This is a genomic window from Streptomyces monomycini (assembly GCF_022271435.1).
Taxonomy (GTDB): Bacteria; Actinomycetota; Actinomycetes; order Streptomycetales; family Streptomycetaceae; genus Streptomyces; species Streptomyces monomycini.
In genome coordinates this window covers 83,710-101,690 of sequence record NZ_JAFIQY010000023.1, presented here as the reverse complement: position 1 = coordinate 101,690, position 17,981 = coordinate 83,710, and the positions used below count along the sequence as shown (strand labels likewise).

Sequence of the window (17,981 nt, the reverse complement as noted above, 5' to 3'; positions counted from 1 at the left end):
GACGCGTGCGGACCCGTACGGACAAGGTTCCGTGGCGCGGGACACCGGCCCCGGCCGGACGCGCGCCGCGCGCATCATCACACACGGCCGCCGCGGCCCACAGCGACTTTCCCGCCCGCTCGTTCGATACCGTGGCCCCACCATGACGAACGACGCCGCGATCTCCCTCGATGACGAACTGGCTCACTGGCCCACCGACGAGGCCGGAGCGCTCGCGACCCAGGACCGGCTGCGCGCCCGGGTACGCAGCGCGCAGTCCGGGCCCGAGCCCGGCTTCGCCGGGACGGTCGTCGGGGTGGACGTCGCCTACGACGACGCACACGACCTGGTGGCCGCGGCGGCCGTCGCCCTGGACGGTGTCACCCTCGCGGTCGTGGAGGAGGCCACGGCGGTGGGCCGGGTCTCCTTCCCCTACGTGCCGGGGCTGCTGGCCTTCCGGGAGATCCCCACGGTGGTGGACGCCCTTCGCCGCCTCGGCCGCACGCCGGACCTGGTGGTCTGCGACGGGTACGGACTCGCCCACCCGCGCCGCTTCGGCCTCGCCAGTCACCTCGGCGTGCTCACCGGCCTGCCCACCATCGGGGTCGCCAAGAACCCCTTCACCTCGCGGTACGACCTGCCGGGCGAGGAACGCGGCGCCTCCTCACCCCTGGTCGACGGCACCGCCGACGGCTGCGACGAGGTGGTCGGGCGGGCGCTGCGTACGCAGAAGGGCGTCAAGCCGGTCTTCGTGTCCGTGGGCCACCGCATCGACCTCGACCGGGCCTGCGCGCACACCCTCCATCTGACGCCCCGCTACCGCATCCCCGAGACGACCCGGGCCGCCGACGCACTGTGCCGGCGCGCCCTGTCGGAGGCGCGCTCCGGCTGACGGCCACCGGCCAGGCACCTCGGCAGACCTCCTGCAAGGCGGCCCGCCGGCCCCCTGTCGGACTGCCCGTCAGCCCCCGTCAGTCCACCCGGCCCGCTCCCGACGTGGACTCGGCGATCACCCGGAACGTGATGCCCGCCCGCCGCAGCCGCCCGGTCAGCGCGTCACCCATCGCGACCGCCGTGGTCACCTGCCCGGACGTCGCGGGCAGGTCGTCGAAGGCCAGGCTCAGCGCCGCCTCCGCGAGGATCTTCGCCGTCTCGTCGTAGCCCGGGTCGCCGCCCGAGACCTCCGTCAGGACGCGCCGGCCGCCGCCCTCGCCGACGAACCGCACGGAGAACGTACTACGCGCCCGGCGCTCCTCGTCCGGCCCCGCGCCCGTGGCCAGCCGCCCCGACAGCCAGCGGCGCGCGGGCGGCACCTGTGCGACCGCGCACGCGGCGCCCGCGCCCAGCACGCCGCCCACGGCGACCGGCAGCCACTTGACGGCGGCGAAGTGACGGTAGGTGAAGTCGGGCCCGTACCGCTCCAGTCCGGCCGCCGAGCGCGTGACCACCTGGGAGTCGAGCGTCGGCAGCGGCACGGCCCACGCCCGTACGACGCCGTTGCGGTACGGCCGTCCGAGCGGCGCCCGTACGGTGCGGTCCGCGGGCCGCCCCTCCAGACGCTGCCGGTCGCGGGCGGCACGCACCATACCGAGCGGGCGCGAGGCCGCCGTCAGCGCGGAGGCCAGCGTGCCTCCGGAGATGGAGCCGTTGCTCCGTACGAAGCCGTCGACGCGCAGCGGGACACCGGACGGCAACTGGCCGACGGTGAAGTGCACGCCGAGGTCGGGCGGTACGCAGTCGAAGCCGCAGGCGTGCGCGAGGCGGGCGCCGGACGCCCGCGCCGCCGCGTCGTAGCGCACATAGGTCCGGTCGACGAACTCCGCCTCACCGGACAGGTCGGCGTAGTCCGTACCCGCCTCCGCGCACGCGGCGACCAGCGCGTCCCCGTAACTGAGGTACGGACCGACGGTCGTGGCGAGCACGCGGGTGCTCGCGGCGAGGGCGCGCAGCGAGCCGGGGTCCTCGATGTCGGCACACAGCAGGGGCAGATCGGCGCAGGCCGGATCGGTCCGCGCCAGGTCGTCCCGCAGCCGGTCGAGCTTCCCGCGGTCGCGGCCGGCCAGCGCCCAGCGGCAGCCCTCGGGAGCGTGCCGGGCCAGGTAGGCGGCGGTCAGCCGTCCCGCGAATCCGGTGGCGCCGAACAGCACCAGGTCGTGGGGGCGTGCCGCGGTGTCCTGCCGTGCGCTCACGCATGCCTCCGCATCGGTCCCCCGGCCGTGGCGCCGGCCGGTGCGGCGCCACGCTAGGCAGCGGCCGGTCTCCCGTCAACGAGGGGCCCTGCGCAGGCGGTCTTGACACGCCAGGGCGGCTGGTCCACATTCACCCGCACGTCCGCCAACATGGGACGTCCGATGTCTGGAATGTTCCTGGCCGGGCGGCCGGGCGGCCGGCCGTGACGGTCCCGATCGGCCGTGGCGGTCCCGATCGGCCGTCACGGTCCCGACCGGCCGCGACGGTCCCGACCGGCCGCGACGGTCTGACGGGTCGCGACGTGTGCCGGCCAGGCCGCGCCGACCCCCGCACGGCACGCGGCACGAGCAGAAAGCTGGTCACCGATGCTCCCTCCCGCGCAGCCCCCCGCGCCCCGTCCCGCGCAGCTCCGCGCACCGCTCACCGGCGTCGTCCCGCCGCTGTGCACCCCGCTGACCCCGGACGGCCGGGTCGACACCCGTTCGCTGGCCGCGCTCGCCACCCGGCTGGCCGGTGCCGGGGTGAGCGGGCTGTTCGTCCTCGGTTCCAGCGGCGAGGCCGCCTTCTTGACCGACGCGCAGCGCCGCACCGTCATCGAGACGGTGGCCGAGGCGGCCGGGGGACGGCTGCCCGTACTGGCCGGGGCCATCGACATGACGACCGCCCGGGTCCTGGAACACGCCCGCGCCGCCCGGAGCCTGGGCGCCGACGCGATCGTGGCCACCGCGCCGTTCTACACCCGCACCCACCCCGCCGAGATCGCCGACCACTTCACCCGGGTACGGGACGGCGCCGACCTGCCGTTGTTCGCGTACGACATCCCGATGGCCGTGCACACCAAACTGTCTGCCGACACCGTGGTCACGCTCGCCCGGGACGGCGTGCTGGCCGGTCTGAAGGACAGCAGCGGCGAGGACGGGGCGCTGCGACGCCTCCTGGTGCGCGTCCGCACCCAGGTGCCGGACTTCTCCGTACTCACCGGGTCCGAGCTGACCGTGGACGGCGCCCTGCTGGCGGGCGCCCACGGCGTCGTCCCCGGCCTCGGCAACGTCGATCCGCACGGCTACGTACGACTCCACGAGCACGCCGCGGCGGGCCGCTGGCGCGAGGCCGCCGCCGAACAGGACCGGCTCGCCGCCCTCTTCGCCCTCACCGACGCGGGCGACCCGGCGGCGATGGGCCGCAACTCCTCCGCCCTGGGCGCCTTCAAAGCGGCCCTGCACCTCCAGGGCGTGATCGACTGTCCGGCCACCGCGCCGCCCCAGCTCCCGCTGGACGAGGCCGCCGTCGGCAGGGTCCGGCGGTGCCTGGAAGAAGCCGGACTGCTGTGAGGGCGCGCCCCGCGAAGGGCCCCCGGCGCCGGGCGCGGCGCCCGCCCTGGTACCGGCAGGTGACGCCCCGCCAGTGGAAGGCGATGCTGGCGGCCTGGGTGGGCTACCTCCTGGACGGCTTCGATTTCGTCCTGATCACCCTGGTACTGACCGAGATCGCCGACACGTTCGGACTGAGCACGGCCGGTGCGGCCTCCCTGGTCTCCGGCGCGTTCATCACCCGCTGGCTCGGCGGGGCGCTCCTCGGCGCGGCGGGCGACCGGTACGGGCGCAAGGCCGCGATGATCGCCAGCATCCTCCTGTACTCCCTCGGAACCTTCGCCTGCGGCTTCGCCTGGGACTACACCAGCCTGTTCGCCGCCCGGCTGATCATCGGCATGGGCATGGCGGGGGAGTACAGCGCCAGTGCCACGTACGTCCTGGAGAGCTGGCCCGCGCCCTTGCGCAACCGGGCCTCCGGATTCCTCATATCCGGCTACGCGGGCGGCACGGTCCTGGCCGCCCAGCTGTACCAGTGGGTCGTGCCCCACTGGGGCTGGCGCTGGATGTTCTGGATCGGGGTGCTGCCCGTACTGGTGGCGCTCTGGGTCCGCAGATCGCTCCCGGAGGCGGACGACTGGAGCGCCGAGGTCGGAGCGGCCGGAGCGCGTCCCCGCCCCTTCGGTCCGCTGTTCGCCGGACGCGCCAGACGGCGGCTCAACGTCCTGCTCGCGGCGGTCGCGTCCGCCGCCCTCTTCTGCGTGTTCACCCCGGCCGGGAGGGGACACACCCCCTGGCTCGCGGCGCTCGCCGCGCTCTGCCTGACCGCCTTCGCCGGCCAGCTCGGCGGGCGGCGCGGCTGGGTGCTGTACGTATCCCTGACGTTCACCGTGTTCTGCGCGTTCCTCTACAGCTGGCCCGTCCAGGCCCTGCTGCCCACCTACCTCAAGACCGAACTGGGGTACGCGCCCGCCCAGGTCGCGGACGTGATGTTCTACGCCGGTTTCGGGACGATGGCGGGCTGCTGGCTGGCCGGTTTCACGGGGGACCGGTTCGGCACCCGCCGGGCGTACGCCGGGACGCTGCTGCTCTCCCTCGGGTTCGTCTTCCCCGTGTTCGCCGTTCAGGACAGCCTCGTCGGCCTGGGGGTTCTGCTCTTCGGGCTGCTCGCCCTGAGCCAGGGCATCTCGGGCATCCTGCCCAAGTACCTCGCCGGGCACTTCCCGACCGCGGTCCGCGCGGCGTCGCTCGGCTTCGTCTACAACGTCGGCGCGCTCGGCGGGGCGGTCGCCCCGGTGCTCGGCGCCCGGCTCGCCGAGGGAATGTCGCTGGGCCGGGCGCTGGCCGTCCTCACCTTCGGGCTGACGCTGGTGGTCATCGTCCTGGTGGGCGGTGACGTACCGGTGCGGCTCGCGCGCCTGCTGCACCGCGGCACGGTGGGGGACCATCTGGTGCCCGCCGGGGCCGGGGCCGGGGCGGGTGCGGGTGCGGGTGCGGATGTGGATGCGGCGGGTGGGTCCGGCCGTCAGCGCCCGAAGTGACGTACATAGCGCCGCTGCCAGGGTGTCTCGACGGCGCGGTGGTCGTAGGAGCCGCGGACGAAGTCCACCGCCTGCGCGGCCGGCACCCCGTCCAGTACGGCGATGCAGGCGAGGGCCGTGCCGGTACGGCCGCGGCCGCCTCCGCAGGCGACCTCGACGCGTTCCGTCTCCGCGCGTTCCCAGACCTCGCCGAAGAGTTCACGTGCCCGGGCACGGTCGCCCGGCAGCCGGAAATCGGGCCAGCGCAGCCAGCGCGCCTCCCAGGGAACCTCGGGCGGCTCCTTGCCGAGCAGGTACACGGCGAAGTCCGGTGTCGGGCCCGGCGGTACCGAGCGGCGCAGGCCGCGGCCCCGGACCGTGCGGCCGGAGGGCAGCCGAAGCACCCCCGGGTCGGTGTCCTGCCAGACCGTGCTCACCGTGCCGCCCCCTGTTGCTTGTCCACTTGTTCCCGATTGTCACTCCGTACGGTCCGACTCCCGCCCCAGGGAGACCCCGCGCACGCCGTCCAGCTCCGTCAGCTGTTCCACGAGCGGGTGCGCCGAGCCCGGGCCCTCCAGCCGGAGCAGCACCTCGGCCGGCACCTGGTCGTCCGAGCCCGTCTCCACCTGGACGTCGGTCACCTGGAAGCCGCTGCTGGTGCACATCTCCAGCATCCGGCCCAGCAGGCCGTGCTGGGCACGGTAGCTCAGGCGCAGTTCGACGCGCTCGATGAACGGCGCACGCCGCCGCCCCGAGAACAGCTTCGGGAACCCGCGGACGACGAGGAAGTGGACCAGGGTCGCGCCCAGGGCCAGCAGGGGCAGGCCGCCGCCGCAGGCCATGCCGATGGCGCAGGTCAGCCAGATCGTCGCGGCGGTCGTCAGGCCCCGTACCGCGTCCTTCTTGACGAAGATCAGGCCGCCGCCGATGAAGCCGATGCCCGAGACGATCTGCGCGGCCACCCGGGACGGGTCCAGCGTGACGCCGTCCGTGCCCAGCAGCGCGTAGAAGCCGTGGACCGACACCTCCATGAAGAGCGCGCTGCCCACGCCGACGAGGGTGTGGGTGCGCAGCCCCGCGCTCTTCTGCTGGACCTGCCGCTCCAGCCCGATGAGGGAGGACAGGACCAGCGCCAGCGCCAGTTCGGCGAACTGGCGGAGGCCCTGACCATGGCTGACGTCGAACAACGGGGATGCGAGGTGCGTGTGAGGCATTCGGCCATTGTCCCTCCGTGATCGGCTTACGGGCCGTTGTCAGTGGTCGCCGCTAGCGTGGTTCTCATGGCGAGCGGCGAGCGGCGACCGGTGACCGGTGACCGGTGACCGGCGGACGGTCGCACGGTGTCCGGCGGACGGCGGACGGCGGACGGCCGGTCCGGCGCGGGAAGGGGTGGTGGCGATGGTGCGGCGGTCCATATCCGTGTACGGGTCCATCGCCGGTCCCAATGGGGGAGCGCGCCGCTGGTGAGGTGACGCGTGAAGGCCTGTGGGGGCGTGCGTGCACGAGGACCAGGCCGCCGACGGTGAAAGCGCCGCTGCCCGCGACCGGGTGGCTGAGGGCTAAGGGCGGCCCGCTGCGCGCCAAACCCCCGGCACACCGCCTCAGGCACGCCACTGACCTGCGCATTCGACGAGCAGGAATCTCCCGGGCTGGCGGCTCGCACGGGCGTGCCCGGATGCCGGCCGGTGGTGGTGGAGTGGAGCGTCGATTACCGGTGAGGTGCTGGACTTCGGCAGGATGCTGCCATGATCGAGATTCGTACTCCCCGCCTTCTGCTCCGTCGGTGGCACGACGACGACCTCGCGCCCATGGCGGACATCAACGCGGACCCGCGGGTCATGCGCTGGATCGATGACGGCTCGGTGCGCGATCTGGACGACACGGCTGAGGCCATCGAGCGCTGGGAGGAGGAGTGGGACGAGGAGGGCTTCGGGCTCTTCGCCGTCGAGCTGCTGGCCTCGGGTGAGCTGGCCGGCTGTACGGGTCTGTCCGTGCCCGAGTTCCTGCCGCAGGTGCTGCCCGCCGTGGCGATCAGCTGGCGGCTCGGACCGCAGTTCTGGGGCCAGGGGTACGCGTCCGAAGCCGCCCACGCCACGCTGGAGTTCGCGCTCCAGGACCGTGGCCTCGACCGTGTCATCAGCATCAGCCAGGAGGGTGACCAGGCCTCCGAGAACATCGTGCGCAAGCTCGGCATGGAGCTGGAACGCGAAACGGCGCATCCGGTCCACGGCCGTCCGCTGCGCGTTCACACCATCGATCTGACCGAGTTCGCGGCATGAACCGGTGCACGGCCCACAGCTTGTTCCGCGGTGCCTGAGCTGAGAGCACGCCCTGCCGGACCTGGAAGCGGCTCACTGACCGGCTCTACCCGGCACGTAGTGGGGGAGAGGCTGCAAGGTGCGCGCCATCGTGGAGCGATGCCGCCCGTACCCAACGACCCTGGACAGCTCCCTGCCCCGTGGTGGGTGCCCGACGGTGGCCTCCATGGTCTGGAACGGGAACCGCACCACGGGAACCGTTGCCCCCAAGGGAAGAATCCCGTGGCCGCACGATGTGTTGGGGCTCCCGATGGGGACGCTGGTGGTGATCCAGACGACAGGCTCGGTGGCGGCGCGTGGATTGAGGTCGGCGCCGCGCACTGGTTGAGTGCGCTGCCGAGCGGCAGGACGGCGTGGTTTCCGTTGGCGGCGCCGGTGCCTTGTGTGGTGGCTCCACTCGGGCGGGCTCCGGTGTGGTGCTTGGTCCAGTTGGTGGCGAAGGCCGGGGAGAGGAAGTCTCCGATGCTTCCGGCCGAGGCCGGTGCTGCGGCGGCAAGACCTCCCCCAGGGCGAGAGAGAGGCGTCCAAGAGCGGCAGTGGTCCGATTCGTGATCATGACCGTTCAACGGCAACGATGCCTGGCCCGTCACCGTCCACACGCAGCAGGGGCTGATCAGGCAGAGCCACGTCGTACTGGTCATCGTCAGTGAGCAGGCACGCGACCGCGCGACGACCACCCCGGCCATCGCGGACCACGGCAACCCTGCCCCAAGTTCGAGATCCGTTCGAGGTCTGAGACGGCAGGCCATGGGGACGTGGTCGCTCTGCGTTACGCCCGAAGACACCCGAAGATAAAAGACAAGCTCAGTCACACCGGACCGCATTGGCCCAGGGCCCGCTCGTGCATCCGCGGGGGCCGGATGTTCAGGCACGCGATGCCGTGCCCAACGACAGGGCGGCGCCCAAGGCGCCTGCTCAGCTTGCAGAGCCGGGCAGGACGCCGCGAATGACCAGCTGTCGCCCGTATGGCCCGTATGGAGTGGGCAGGGCTCCACCTGGACGCCGGTGCGCAGCGGCTTCACGGAGTAGCGGAAGCCCTTGATCGGGTTGTGGCAGATGAAGTCGGCCGGTGTGGGGGGCGAAGCCGTCGGGGGGAGAGGGTGAAGCCGAGTCCGTTGTAAAAGGCTGTCATCTCCGGCTCAAGCGTGACGTCCAGGATGGCCGCGCCGGACTTCTCCTTCGCGTCGGCGTCGGGCCGCGCGCTCCACGTCGGCGACCAGAGCGTGGGCGAGGCCCTTGCCGCGCCACGCTTCGGCCACGGCGTGGCGCGGCAAGGGCGGTTATCCGTACCGGCCCGTTGCCGTGGGGGCTTGTGGAAAGTGGAACACGTTCTTAACATCGCGAGTGTTACATCAGAAGTGTCACAGTGCTGCGGAGCTCAGGGGGCCCGATGGCAGGGACAGGGAACGGCCCGCTGAGCGGGGTGCGCGTGGTGGAGCTGGCCGGCATCGGGCCGGGCCCGTTCGCCGCGATGCTCCTGGCCGACCTCGGTGCCGACGTGGTGCGCGTCGACCGGCCCGGCGGTTCCGGCCTCGGTATCGACCCGGCGTACGACCTCACCAACCGCAACAAACGCTCCGTGCTGGTGGATCTGAAGGCCGCCGCGGGCCCCGGCCAGGTGCTGGACCTCGTGGAGCGCGCCGACGTACTGATCGAGGGGTACCGCCCCGGCGTCGCCGAGCGCCTCGGCATCGGCCCGGACGCCTGCCTGGAGCGCAACCCCCGGCTGGTGTACGGCCGGATGACCGGCTGGGGCCAGCGGGGACCGCTGGCCGGGACCGCCGGACACGACATCGGCTACATCGCCGTCACCGGCGCGCTCGGCATGATCGGCCCGCCCGGAGGCCCGCCCGCCGTCCCCGCCAACCTGCTCGGCGACTACGCGGGCGGCTCCCTCTACCTGGTCGTCGGCGTCCTGGCCGCGCTCCGGCACGCCCAGACCGACGGCGGCCGCGGCCAGGTCGTGGACGCGGCCATCGTCGACGGCACCGCCCACCTCACCGCGATGATCCACGCCATGCTCGCCGCGGGCGGCTGGCAGGACCGCCGCGGCGCCAACCTCCTCGACGGCGCGGCGCCGTTCTACGGCACGTACGAGACCGCCGACGGCGGCCACATGGCGGTCGGCGCCCTGGAACAGCGCTTCTACGGCGAGTTCGTCCGGCTGCTCGGCATCGAGGACGAGGCGCCCGCCCGCGACGACCCGGCCGCCTGGGAGGACCTGCGGGCCGCCATCGCCGCCCGCTTCAAGACCCGTACCCGTGCGGAGTGGACGGCCGTCTTCGAGGCGTCCGACGCCTGCGTGGCGCCGGTCCTCTCGCTGCGCGAGGCCCCCAGCCATCCACACCTCGCCGCCCGTGGCACCTTCGCCGACCACGGCGGCATCACCCAGCCCGCACCGGCCCCGCGCTTCTCCGCCACCCCCGGCACGATCCGCCGGCCGCCGGCCCAGCCCGGCGCCGACACCGTCGAGGTGGCCCGCGACTGGGACGTCCCGGCGCTCACCGACCGCCGCGACCCGGCGTCCGGGCCAGGCCGCGGGACGGCCTGGCCGGACGGCACCCGGGCCGCCGACGCCGGTTCCGGCCCTACAAGGGCGGACGGCTGATGGACACACCCCTGACGCACCGCCGGCCCCGAGGAGGCACCCCGCGATGACCGCGCAGCTGGAACGCCGGATCTTCACCGAGGACCACGACGCATTCCGCCGCACCGTACGGACCTTCCTCGACCGGGAGGTCCTGCCGCACTACGACCAGTGGGAGCGGGACGGCATCGTCAGCCGCGACGCCTGGCGCGCGGCGGGCAAGCAGGGCCTGCTGGGCCTGGCCGTCCCCGAGGAGTACGGAGGCGGCGGCAATCCCGACTTCCGCTACGCCGCCGTACTGGCCGAGGAGTTCACCCGGGCCGGCGTCGCCGGGCTCGCGGTCGGCCTGCACAACGACATCGTCGGCCCGTACCTGACCCAGCTCGCCACCGAGGAGCAGAAGCGCCGCTGGCTGCCCGGTTTCTGCAGCGGCGAGACGATCACCGCCATCGCCATGACCGAACCGGGCGCCGGCTCCGACCTCCAGGGCATCCGCACCACGGCCGAGGACCGCGGCGACCACTGGCTGCTGAACGGCTCCAAGACGTTCATCTCCAACGGCATCCTCGCCGACCTGGTGATCGTCGTCGCCAAGACCACCCCCGAGGGCGGCGCGCACGGCCTGAGCCTCCTGGTCGTCGAGCGGGACACGCCGGGGTTCGAGCGCGGCCGCAACCTGGACAAGATCGGCCAGAAGGCGCAGGACACCGCCGAGCTGTTCTTCACCGGCGTACGGGTGCCCAAGGAGAACCTCCTCGGCGAGCTGAACGGGGCGTTCGTCCACCTGATGACCAATCTGGCGCAGGAGCGGATGGGCATCGCGGTCGCCGGGATCGCCGCCGCCGAGCACCTGCTGGAGATCACCACGCGGTACGTGAAGGAGCGCGAGGCGTTCGGCCGGCCGCTCGCCAAGCTCCAGCACATCCGCTTCGAGGTGGCGGAAATGGCCACCGAGTGCGCCGTCACCCGCGAGTTCCTGGACCGCTGCATCGTGGACCACTCCGACGGGAAACTGTCCGCCGTGCACGCCTCGATGGCCAAGTGGTGGGCCACCGAACTCCAGAAGCGCGTCGCCGACCGCTGTCTGCAACTGCACGGCGGGTACGGCTACATGAGCGAGTACCCGGTCGCCAGGGCCTTCACCGACGGCCGTATCCAGACCATCTACGGAGGCACCACCGAGATCATGAAGGAGATCATCGGCCGCTCGATCCTCGGCTGACCGGACCGCCCCCGGCCTCCGCAGCCCGCGCCCGCGCCACGAACCCGCCGCCCCCGAACCCGCCCCGGACCCCCACACCCCCGCCGCTCCCCCCGAAACGCCAGCTGGAAAGGCTGCTCACCGTGACTTCCGAAGCGTACGTGTACGACGCGATCCGCACCCCGCGCGGCCGCGGCAAGGCCAACGGCGCGCTGCACGGCACCAAGCCGATCGACCTCGTCGTCGGCCTCATCCACGAGGTGCGCAGCCGCTTCCCCGGCCTCGACCCGGCCGCCGTCGACGACATCGTGCTCGGTGTCGTCGGGCCGGTCGGCGACCAGGGCTCGGACATCGCCCGGATCGCGGCGATCGCCGCCGGGCTGCCCGACACCGTCGCGGGCGTCCAGGAGAACCGCTTCTGTGCCTCCGGCCTCGAAGCGGTCAACATGGCCGCCGCCAAGATCCGCTCCGGCTGGGAGGACCTGGTGCTCGCGGGCGGTGTCGAGTCGATGTCGCGGGTCCCGATGGCCTCCGACGGCGGCGCCTGGTTCGCCGACCCGATGACCAACTTCGACACCGGCTTCGTCCCGCAGGGCATCGGCGCCGACCTCATCGCCACCATCGAAGGCTACTCCCGCCGCGACGTCGACGAGTACGCCGCCCTCTCCCAGGAGCGCGCCGCCGCGGCCTGGAAGGACGGCCGCTTCGCCCGCTCCGTCGTGCCCGTCACCGACCGCAACGGCCTCGTCGTCCTCGACCACGACGAGCACCTGCGGCCCGGCACCACGGCCGACTCGCTGGCCGGCCTGAAGCCGTCCTTCGCCACCATCGGCGACATGGGCGGCTTCGACGCGGTGGCCCTGCAGAAGTACCACTGGATCGAGAAGATCGACCACGTCCACCACGCGGGCAACGCCTCCGGCATCGTGGACGGCGCGGCGCTGGTCGCCATCGGCTCCCGCGAGGTCGGCGAGCGCTACGGCCTCACCCCGCGCGCCCGCATCGTCTCCGCCGCGGTCTCCGGCTCCGAGCCCACGATCATGCTCACCGGCCCCGCCCCCGCCTCCCGCAAGGCGTTGGCCAAGGCCGGACTGACCATCGACGACATCGACCTGGTCGAGATCAACGAGGCGTTCGCCGCGGTCGTGCTGCGCTTCGTCAAGGACATGGGCCTGAGCCTGGACAAGGTCAACGTCAACGGCGGCGCCATCGCCCTGGGCCACCCCCTCGGCGCCACCGGCGCGATGATCCTGGGCACCCTCGTCGACGAACTGGAGCGCCAGGACAAGCGGTACGGCCTGGCCACCCTCTGTGTCGGCGGCGGCATGGGCATCGCCACCGTCGTCGAGCGCGTCTGACCCTCGTCCGCACCCACCACGGAGTACGCACCTCATGAGTGAATCCACCACCATCCGCTGGGAACAGGACGAGACCGGCGTCGTCACCCTCGTCCTCGACGACCCGGACCAGTCGGCCAACACGATGAACGAGGCCTTCAAGACGTCGCTGACCGCCGTCGCCGACCGCCTGGAGGCCGAGCGGGACACCGTACGCGGCGTCATCTTCACCTCCGCCAAGAAGACCTTCTTCGCCGGCGGCGACCTGCGCGACCTGATCGCCGTCACCCCCGAGCACGCCGAGCGGGCGTTCGAGACGGGCCAGGGCATCAAGCGCGACCTGCGCCGCATCGAGACCCTCGGCAAGCCCGTCGTCGCCGCCATCAACGGCGCCGCCCTCGGCGGCGGTTACGAGCTGGCGCTCGCCTGCCACCACCGCGTCGCCCTCGACACCCGCGCCACCAAGATCGGCCTGCCCGAGGTGACCCTCGGCCTGCTCCCGGCGGCCGGCGGCGTGGTCCGTACGGTCCGGCTGCTGGGCATCGCCGACGCGCTGCTGAAGGTGCTGCTCCAGGGCACCCAGTACAACGCCACGCGCGCCCTGGAGAACGGCCTGGTCAACGAGATCGCGGCCACGCCCGAGGAGCTGACCGAGAAGGCGCGCGCGTTCATCGACGCCAACCCCGAGGCCCGGCAGCCCTGGGACGTCAAGGGGTACAAGATCCCCGGCGGCACCCCGGCCCACCCGAAGTTCGCCGCCAACCTCCCCGCCTTCCCGGCCAACCTGAAGAAGCAGCTGAACGGCGCCCCGTACCCGGCCCCGCGCAACATCCTCGCGGCGGCCGTCGAGGGCTCCCAGGTCGACTTCGAGACCGCGCAGACCATCGAGGCGCGGTACTTCGTCGAGCTGGTCACCGGCCAGGTCTCCAAGAACATGATCCAGGCGTTCTTCTTCGACCTCCAGGCCGTCAACTCCGGCGCCAACCGCCCCAAGGACGTCGCGCCGCGCACGGTCGAGAAGGTCGCCGTCCTCGGCGCCGGCATGATGGGCGCCGGCATCGCGTACTCCTGCGCCAGGGCCGGGATCGAGGTCGTCCTCAAGGACGTCTCCCTGGAGGCGGCCGAGAAGGGCAAGGCGTATTCGGCGGGCCTGCTCGCCAAGGCGCTGAGCCGCGGCCGGACCACCGAGGCCCAGCGGGACGAGCTCCTCGCCCGTATCACCCCCACCGCCGACCCGCAGGACCTGGCCGGCTGTGACGCCGTCATCGAGGCGGTCTTCGAGGACACCGCCCTCAAGCACAAGGTGTTCCAGGAGATCCAGCACATCGTCGCCCCCGACGCGCTGCTGTGTTCCAACACCTCCACACTGCCCATCACCGGCCTCGCCGAAGGCGTCGAGCGGGCGGCCGACTTCATCGGCCTGCACTTCTTCTCGCCGGTCGACAAGATGCCGCTGGTGGAGATCATCAAGGGCGGGCGGACCGGCGACGAGGCGCTGGCCCGCGCCTTCGACCTGGTACGCCAGATCCGCAAGACCCCCATCGTCGTCAACGACTCGCGCGGCTTCTTCACCTCCCGCGTCATCGGCCACTTCATCAACGAGGGCGTGGCGATGGTCGGCGAGGGCGTCGAGCCGGCCTCCGTGGAGCAGGCCGCGGCCCAGGCGGGCTACCCGGCCAAGGTGCTCTCCCTGATGGACGAGCTGACCCTCACCCTCCCGCGCAAGATCCGCGACGAGACCCGGCGGGCCGTCGAGGCGGCCGGCGGCACCTGGCCGGAGCACCCGGCCGACACCGTCATCGACCGCATGGTGGACGAGTTCGGGCGGCCGGGCCGCAGCGGCGGCGGGGGCTTCTACGAGTACGGCGAGGACGGGAAGCGGGGCGGCCTGTGGCCGGGCCTGCGCGAGCACTTCACCCAGGCCGGCACCGAGATCCCCTTCCGCGACATGCAGGAGCGGATGCTGTTCGCCGAGGCGCTGGACACCGTGCGGTGCTTCGAGGAAGGCGTGCTCACCTCCGTCGCGGACGCCAACATCGGCTCCATCCTGGGCATCGGCTTCCCCGGCTGGACCGGCGGCGTCATCCAGTACATCAACGGCTACGAGGGCGGGCTGCCCGGGTTCGTCGCCCGCGCCCGCGAGCTCCAGGCGGCGTACGGGGAGCGGTTCGCGCCCTCCGCGCTGCTGCTGGAGAAGGCGGAGAAGGGGGAGAAGTTCAGCGACGCGTGAGACGCGTGGGACGTGAGACGCGTGGTGGTGCGGACGGGTCGGGGCCGGGTCCGCACCACCACGGACCCGGCCGGTCGGTCCCACCCGGCCGGTCGGACCTGCCCGGCTGTCGGCCCCGCCTGGCCGATCGGACCCGCCCGCCCGGCCGCTCAGTCCCGTCAGTCCCCTCTGAGGCGCCACGCCGCACGGGAACCGGCCCGGTCCGGCACCGGCTCGATCTGCCCGGCGTCCCGCAGCCGGTGGAAGACCCGCTTCATCCGGTTCTCGGAGGCGATGCCGGTGATCCGGCGCGCGATCCGATTGGGGATCTCCGGGTTGGACCGCAGGTACTGGAGCACCAGTTCCTCGGGCCGGGCCAGCGGCGTGTGCTCCAGCACCACGACGAACGCGTTGTCCTCCACGAAGAACCGCGGCTCCCTGAGCTTGGCCGCCTTCATCGTGCTCAGTACGGTGTCCAGTCCCTCGCCGATGTCCTTGTTCGGCGGATCCGGGTACTTGTTCAGCAGCCGCACGATCGTCGGGTTGCGCGCGAAGCGGTCCGTGAACAGGGTGTCCGGCGTCATGTGACCGGGCAGCCGGCCCGGACTGCGGACCTCCACCCGGTTGTCGAACACCGAGATCAGGATGTCGTCGGAGAGGTTGTAGTCCCGGTGGATCACCGCGTTGACGATGATCTCCTTCAGCGCCTCCGGCGGATAGGCCATCGGCGACAGGGCACCGTCCGGGCCCAGCACCGGCACCGACTGGATGATCCGGGTGACCGCCGCCAGCGTCCGGTCGATCAGCAGCCGGGCCGGCCCGTCCACCGTCGTCGGCGCCGACTTCAGGTGCCGGCGGTCCGGGACCTGCTCCCCGGTCTCGTACCGGGCGATCTTCACCGAGCACTTCTTCGGTACGACGACGGGCGGCTCGGCGGCGAACAGGACGGCGCCGGCCACGGTCGCCGGCGATCCGCCGCGGTCCACCAGGCGCTGCCGGCGCAGGAACCGTTCGGCGGAGGTGCTCGGGCTGTACCGGCCGAGGAAGACGTGCAGCTCGTCCTCGTCCCGCAGCTCCTCCAGGGTGTAGTCGCGCAGCAACTGGTCCTCGTAGGAACGGGCGCCCTTGGACAGCGACAGATCGGTGATCTGCGTCCCCTTCAGGCGCCGTGACTGCGCGCCCCGGCGCTGCGGCACCTCGCCGCGCGCCGTCCGGTGCACGTCCGGGCTCTTGTGGACCGTGACCAGGCAGGCCCACCCCAGCTCCGGGTGCCCGTCCACCCGCAGGAACTCGATGTCGTACGGAACCGGCGGCTCCACCTGGTCGACCATGGCCTGCTGGACGAAGTTGGCGTCCTCCAGCGAGGCGAAGCCGCGCCACCGCGCCAGCCCGCGCCCGCTGCGCGGATCCTCGATGCCGACGATGAACTCCCCGCCCTCGGCGTTGGCCAGGGCGGCCGCGATGACCTGCACGACCGCCCCGCCGCCGCGGCCGCTCTTGAACTCCCAGAAGTGGCTCTCCTGCCGGGCGAGGATGTCCGCCGCCTCGGCCCGGGAAATGCTGCGCCCCTCCACCCACGGCCTCGTCTCGCTCGTCGGGCTGTGCCGCACCGCCGGTCACCCCCGCCGGACCGGTACCCACGTCATGCCCGCCGGGCGCGGGATCACTCCTCGGCGTAGGTCGCCCGCAGCTCCTCGCGCATCGACCGCTGGAAGGCCGTGACCAGCGCCTGCACCACCATCGGCTGCATGTGCGCGGAGAGCGACTTCATGGACTCCACCTGCTCGGGGTCCGACTCGCGTGCGCGGTAGGGGTCCCAGACCTCGTCATGGAAGAGCCGGGTCAGCTCGCGCGCCGCCGAGCGCGTGTGCTCCTGCACGACGGTACGGGCGGCGAGCAGCGTCTCCAGCGCCACCGGTACGTCCAGCAGCCGGATGCCCAGGTGCAGGACGGCCGGGTCGACCCGGAACGCGTCGGGGTCCCCGGTGCGCTCCAGGACGTCCATCGCCGCCAGCCGGTCGATGTCGTCCTCGCTCAGCGCCCGGCCCGCGCGGCGCTCCAGGTGGGCCCGGGTCGCCTCCTCGGCGGAGTCCGGCGACCAGGAGGCCACCAGCGCGCGGTGGATGGCGAGGTCGTGGGCGCTGAGGTCGTCGGGCAGCCGGGCGAGGTAGCGCTCGATGGCGGCCAGCGTCATGCCGTGGTGCTGGAGTTCCTCGATGAGCGCGAGCCGGGAGAGGTGGGCGTCACCGTACCGGCCGACGCGGCGCGGGCCGATCGCGGGCGGGGGCAGCAGCCCCCGGGTGCTGTAGAAACGGACGGTGCGCACGGTCACGCCCGCGCGGGCGGCCAACTCGTCGACGGTGAGTGTCGGTTCTTCCCCGGCCCCGGTGGCCATGCCGCGCCTCACTTCCCTCACTTGCGTCCGCGCGGCTGCCCGCGCCCCCTGCGCCCGCCGCGTCCGTGCCGCGGCCGACCGTGTTCAACAGTATTGCTGTCTCACCAGCGTTGTGAAACCTTCCGGGGCCTGGCGGGAGCGAGGTGCGCGGGTGGGTGGCCGTGCGCGGTGGACCGCGGGTCCGCACGCTCGGGGGCGGCCCCGCGGCTCCACGGACCTGGGATCATGGGTGCATGCCCCGTCTGCCCATCGAGCGCCGTCCGCTGACCGTGTCCGAGCGAGCTGTGCTGGAGCACATCCTCGCGGCCGACTTCGCCGGTGCGTACGAGCTGCGCGGCCAGCTGGACCGGACGGATGTCGTGGCCCTCTGGGGGCCCGGGTCGGTGAGCGTCGACCTGCGGGTCCGGGAGCCGGTGCGGTACGCGGCCATGCCCTCCGAGCTGGTGCCCGTCGACGCGCACGTCCATGACCAGCACGGCGAGTACATCGGTGAACTGCTGGTGTGGACCGACAAGGGCGCCAGCCTGGCAGCGCTGGAGTACGCCTGGATCACGGACGGGATGCCGGAGTCTCTGCCGCCCACGGACCAGGTGCTCGTCTCGGTGCGCTGATCCGCCTGCTTCCCGACGGCGCCCTCCCGGCGACATCACCACGGCGACTGCGCCGCGCTCTCGGCTCAGCGGCGGTTTCCGGCCAGTGCAGACCGGAAGGCGACGGTGCGCATCACTCTCCTGAGTAAGGGGTGATGACCGGAGCGTGGCGGAATGCGGAATTCATCGGCATGGCCCCGACAAGTCATTCCGGTCATAACCGGACGGATTATTGATGGCTCATACATGCTGTGATCCAGCACACAGACGAGGGGGCGGCTCTGGGGGAAGGTGTGCCGTCGGCCGGACTCGCGTGACCCGTGGGACCGGTGACGGCTCCATCGC

14 protein-coding genes are annotated in these 17,981 nt (G+C 72.5%); 9 read left to right on the top strand and 5 right to left on the bottom strand.

Translation table 11 applies throughout. From position 1 onward, the window contains the following. Positions 1–142 precede the first annotated feature (142 nt). Positions 143–871, top strand: coding sequence for an endonuclease V (locus JXZ78_RS24450; protein ID WP_030024013.1), 729 nt, complete (start codon positions 143–145; stop codon positions 869–871). Between the two features lie 79 nt (positions 872–950). Here JXZ78_RS24450 and JXZ78_RS24445 read toward each other — a convergent pair whose 3' ends face one another. After that, entirely contained in the window at positions 951–2,168 is a 1,218-nt protein-coding gene (locus JXZ78_RS24445; protein ID WP_030024014.1) for a saccharopine dehydrogenase family protein, read from the bottom strand. A 366-nt stretch (positions 2,169–2,534) separates the two neighbouring features. Here JXZ78_RS24445 and JXZ78_RS24440 point away from each other — a divergent pair, with 366 nt between their 5' ends. Together JXZ78_RS24440 and JXZ78_RS24435 are read left to right on the top strand one after the other, a co-directional pair. Continuing rightward, entirely contained in the window at positions 2,535–3,500 is a 966-nt protein-coding gene (locus JXZ78_RS24440; protein WP_050502954.1) for a dihydrodipicolinate synthase family protein, read from the top strand. Beyond that, positions 3,497–5,020, top strand: coding sequence for a sialate:H+ symport family MFS transporter (locus JXZ78_RS24435; RefSeq protein ID WP_078624615.1), 1,524 nt, complete (start codon positions 3,497–3,499; stop codon positions 5,018–5,020). Before JXZ78_RS24440 ends, JXZ78_RS24435 begins: the two co-directional genes overlap by 4 nt. Here JXZ78_RS24435 and JXZ78_RS24430 read toward each other — a convergent pair. Together JXZ78_RS24430 and JXZ78_RS24425 are read right to left on the bottom strand one after the other, a co-directional pair. Next, complete coding sequence (locus JXZ78_RS24430) at positions 5,005–5,436, bottom strand: phosphatase domain-containing protein (RefSeq protein WP_030024017.1); 432 nt, start codon at positions 5,434–5,436, stop codon at positions 5,005–5,007. The genes JXZ78_RS24435 and JXZ78_RS24430 overlap by 16 nt on opposite strands. A gap of 39 nt (positions 5,437–5,475) precedes the next feature. Beyond that, positions 5,476–6,213 (bottom strand): MgtC/SapB family protein, encoded by a 738-nt coding sequence (locus JXZ78_RS24425; protein WP_030024018.1) that lies wholly within the window; start codon positions 6,211–6,213, stop codon positions 5,476–5,478. Between the two features lie 531 nt (positions 6,214–6,744). Between JXZ78_RS24425 and JXZ78_RS24420 the strand changes: the two genes are divergently transcribed. The 5 genes from JXZ78_RS24420 to JXZ78_RS24400 all read left to right on the top strand — a co-directional run bounded on the left by JXZ78_RS24420 (position 6,745) and on the right by JXZ78_RS24400 (position 14,672). Next, the gene (locus JXZ78_RS24420) at positions 6,745–7,278 is read left to right on the top strand and encodes a GNAT family N-acetyltransferase (protein ID WP_030024019.1); all 534 of its coding nucleotides are present in this window, start codon (positions 6,745–6,747) and stop codon (positions 7,276–7,278) included. A gap of 1,429 nt (positions 7,279–8,707) precedes the next feature. Continuing rightward, the gene (locus JXZ78_RS24415; RefSeq protein WP_238783343.1) at positions 8,708–9,925 is read left to right on the top strand and encodes a CaiB/BaiF CoA transferase family protein; all 1,218 of its coding nucleotides are present in this window, start codon (positions 8,708–8,710) and stop codon (positions 9,923–9,925) included. Positions 9,926–9,983: 58 nt separating this feature from the next. Continuing rightward, positions 9,984–11,126, top strand: a complete 1,143-nt coding sequence (locus JXZ78_RS24410; protein WP_030024022.1) for an acyl-CoA dehydrogenase family protein — start codon at positions 9,984–9,986, stop codon at positions 11,124–11,126. 122 nt (positions 11,127–11,248) lie between these two features. After that, on the top strand, positions 11,249–12,463 hold the full coding sequence (locus JXZ78_RS24405) for an acetyl-CoA C-acetyltransferase (RefSeq protein WP_030024023.1): 1,215 nt from the start codon (positions 11,249–11,251) through the stop codon (positions 12,461–12,463). Positions 12,464–12,497: 34 nt separating this feature from the next. Beyond that, positions 12,498–14,672: a 3-hydroxyacyl-CoA dehydrogenase NAD-binding domain-containing protein gene (locus JXZ78_RS24400; protein ID WP_030024024.1), complete on the top strand. Its 2,175-nt coding sequence runs from the start codon at positions 12,498–12,500 to the stop codon at positions 14,670–14,672. Positions 14,673–14,830: 158 nt separating this feature from the next. Here the strand turns inward: JXZ78_RS24400 and JXZ78_RS40845 are convergent, their stop codons facing one another. Together JXZ78_RS40845 and JXZ78_RS24390 are read right to left on the bottom strand one after the other, a co-directional pair. Beyond that, entirely contained in the window at positions 14,831–16,225 is a 1,395-nt protein-coding gene (locus JXZ78_RS40845; RefSeq protein ID WP_030024025.1) for an ATP-binding protein, read from the bottom strand. Positions 16,226–16,314: 89 nt separating this feature from the next. After that, positions 16,315–17,046: a MerR family transcriptional regulator gene (locus JXZ78_RS24390; RefSeq protein ID WP_030024026.1), complete on the bottom strand. Its 732-nt coding sequence runs from the start codon at positions 17,044–17,046 to the stop codon at positions 16,315–16,317. 233 nt (positions 17,047–17,279) lie between these two features. Between JXZ78_RS24390 and JXZ78_RS24385 the strand changes: the two genes are divergently transcribed. Continuing rightward, positions 17,280–17,657, top strand: a complete 378-nt coding sequence (locus JXZ78_RS24385; protein ID WP_050502955.1) for a hypothetical protein — start codon at positions 17,280–17,282, stop codon at positions 17,655–17,657. Positions 17,658–17,981: the final 324 nt, after the last annotated feature.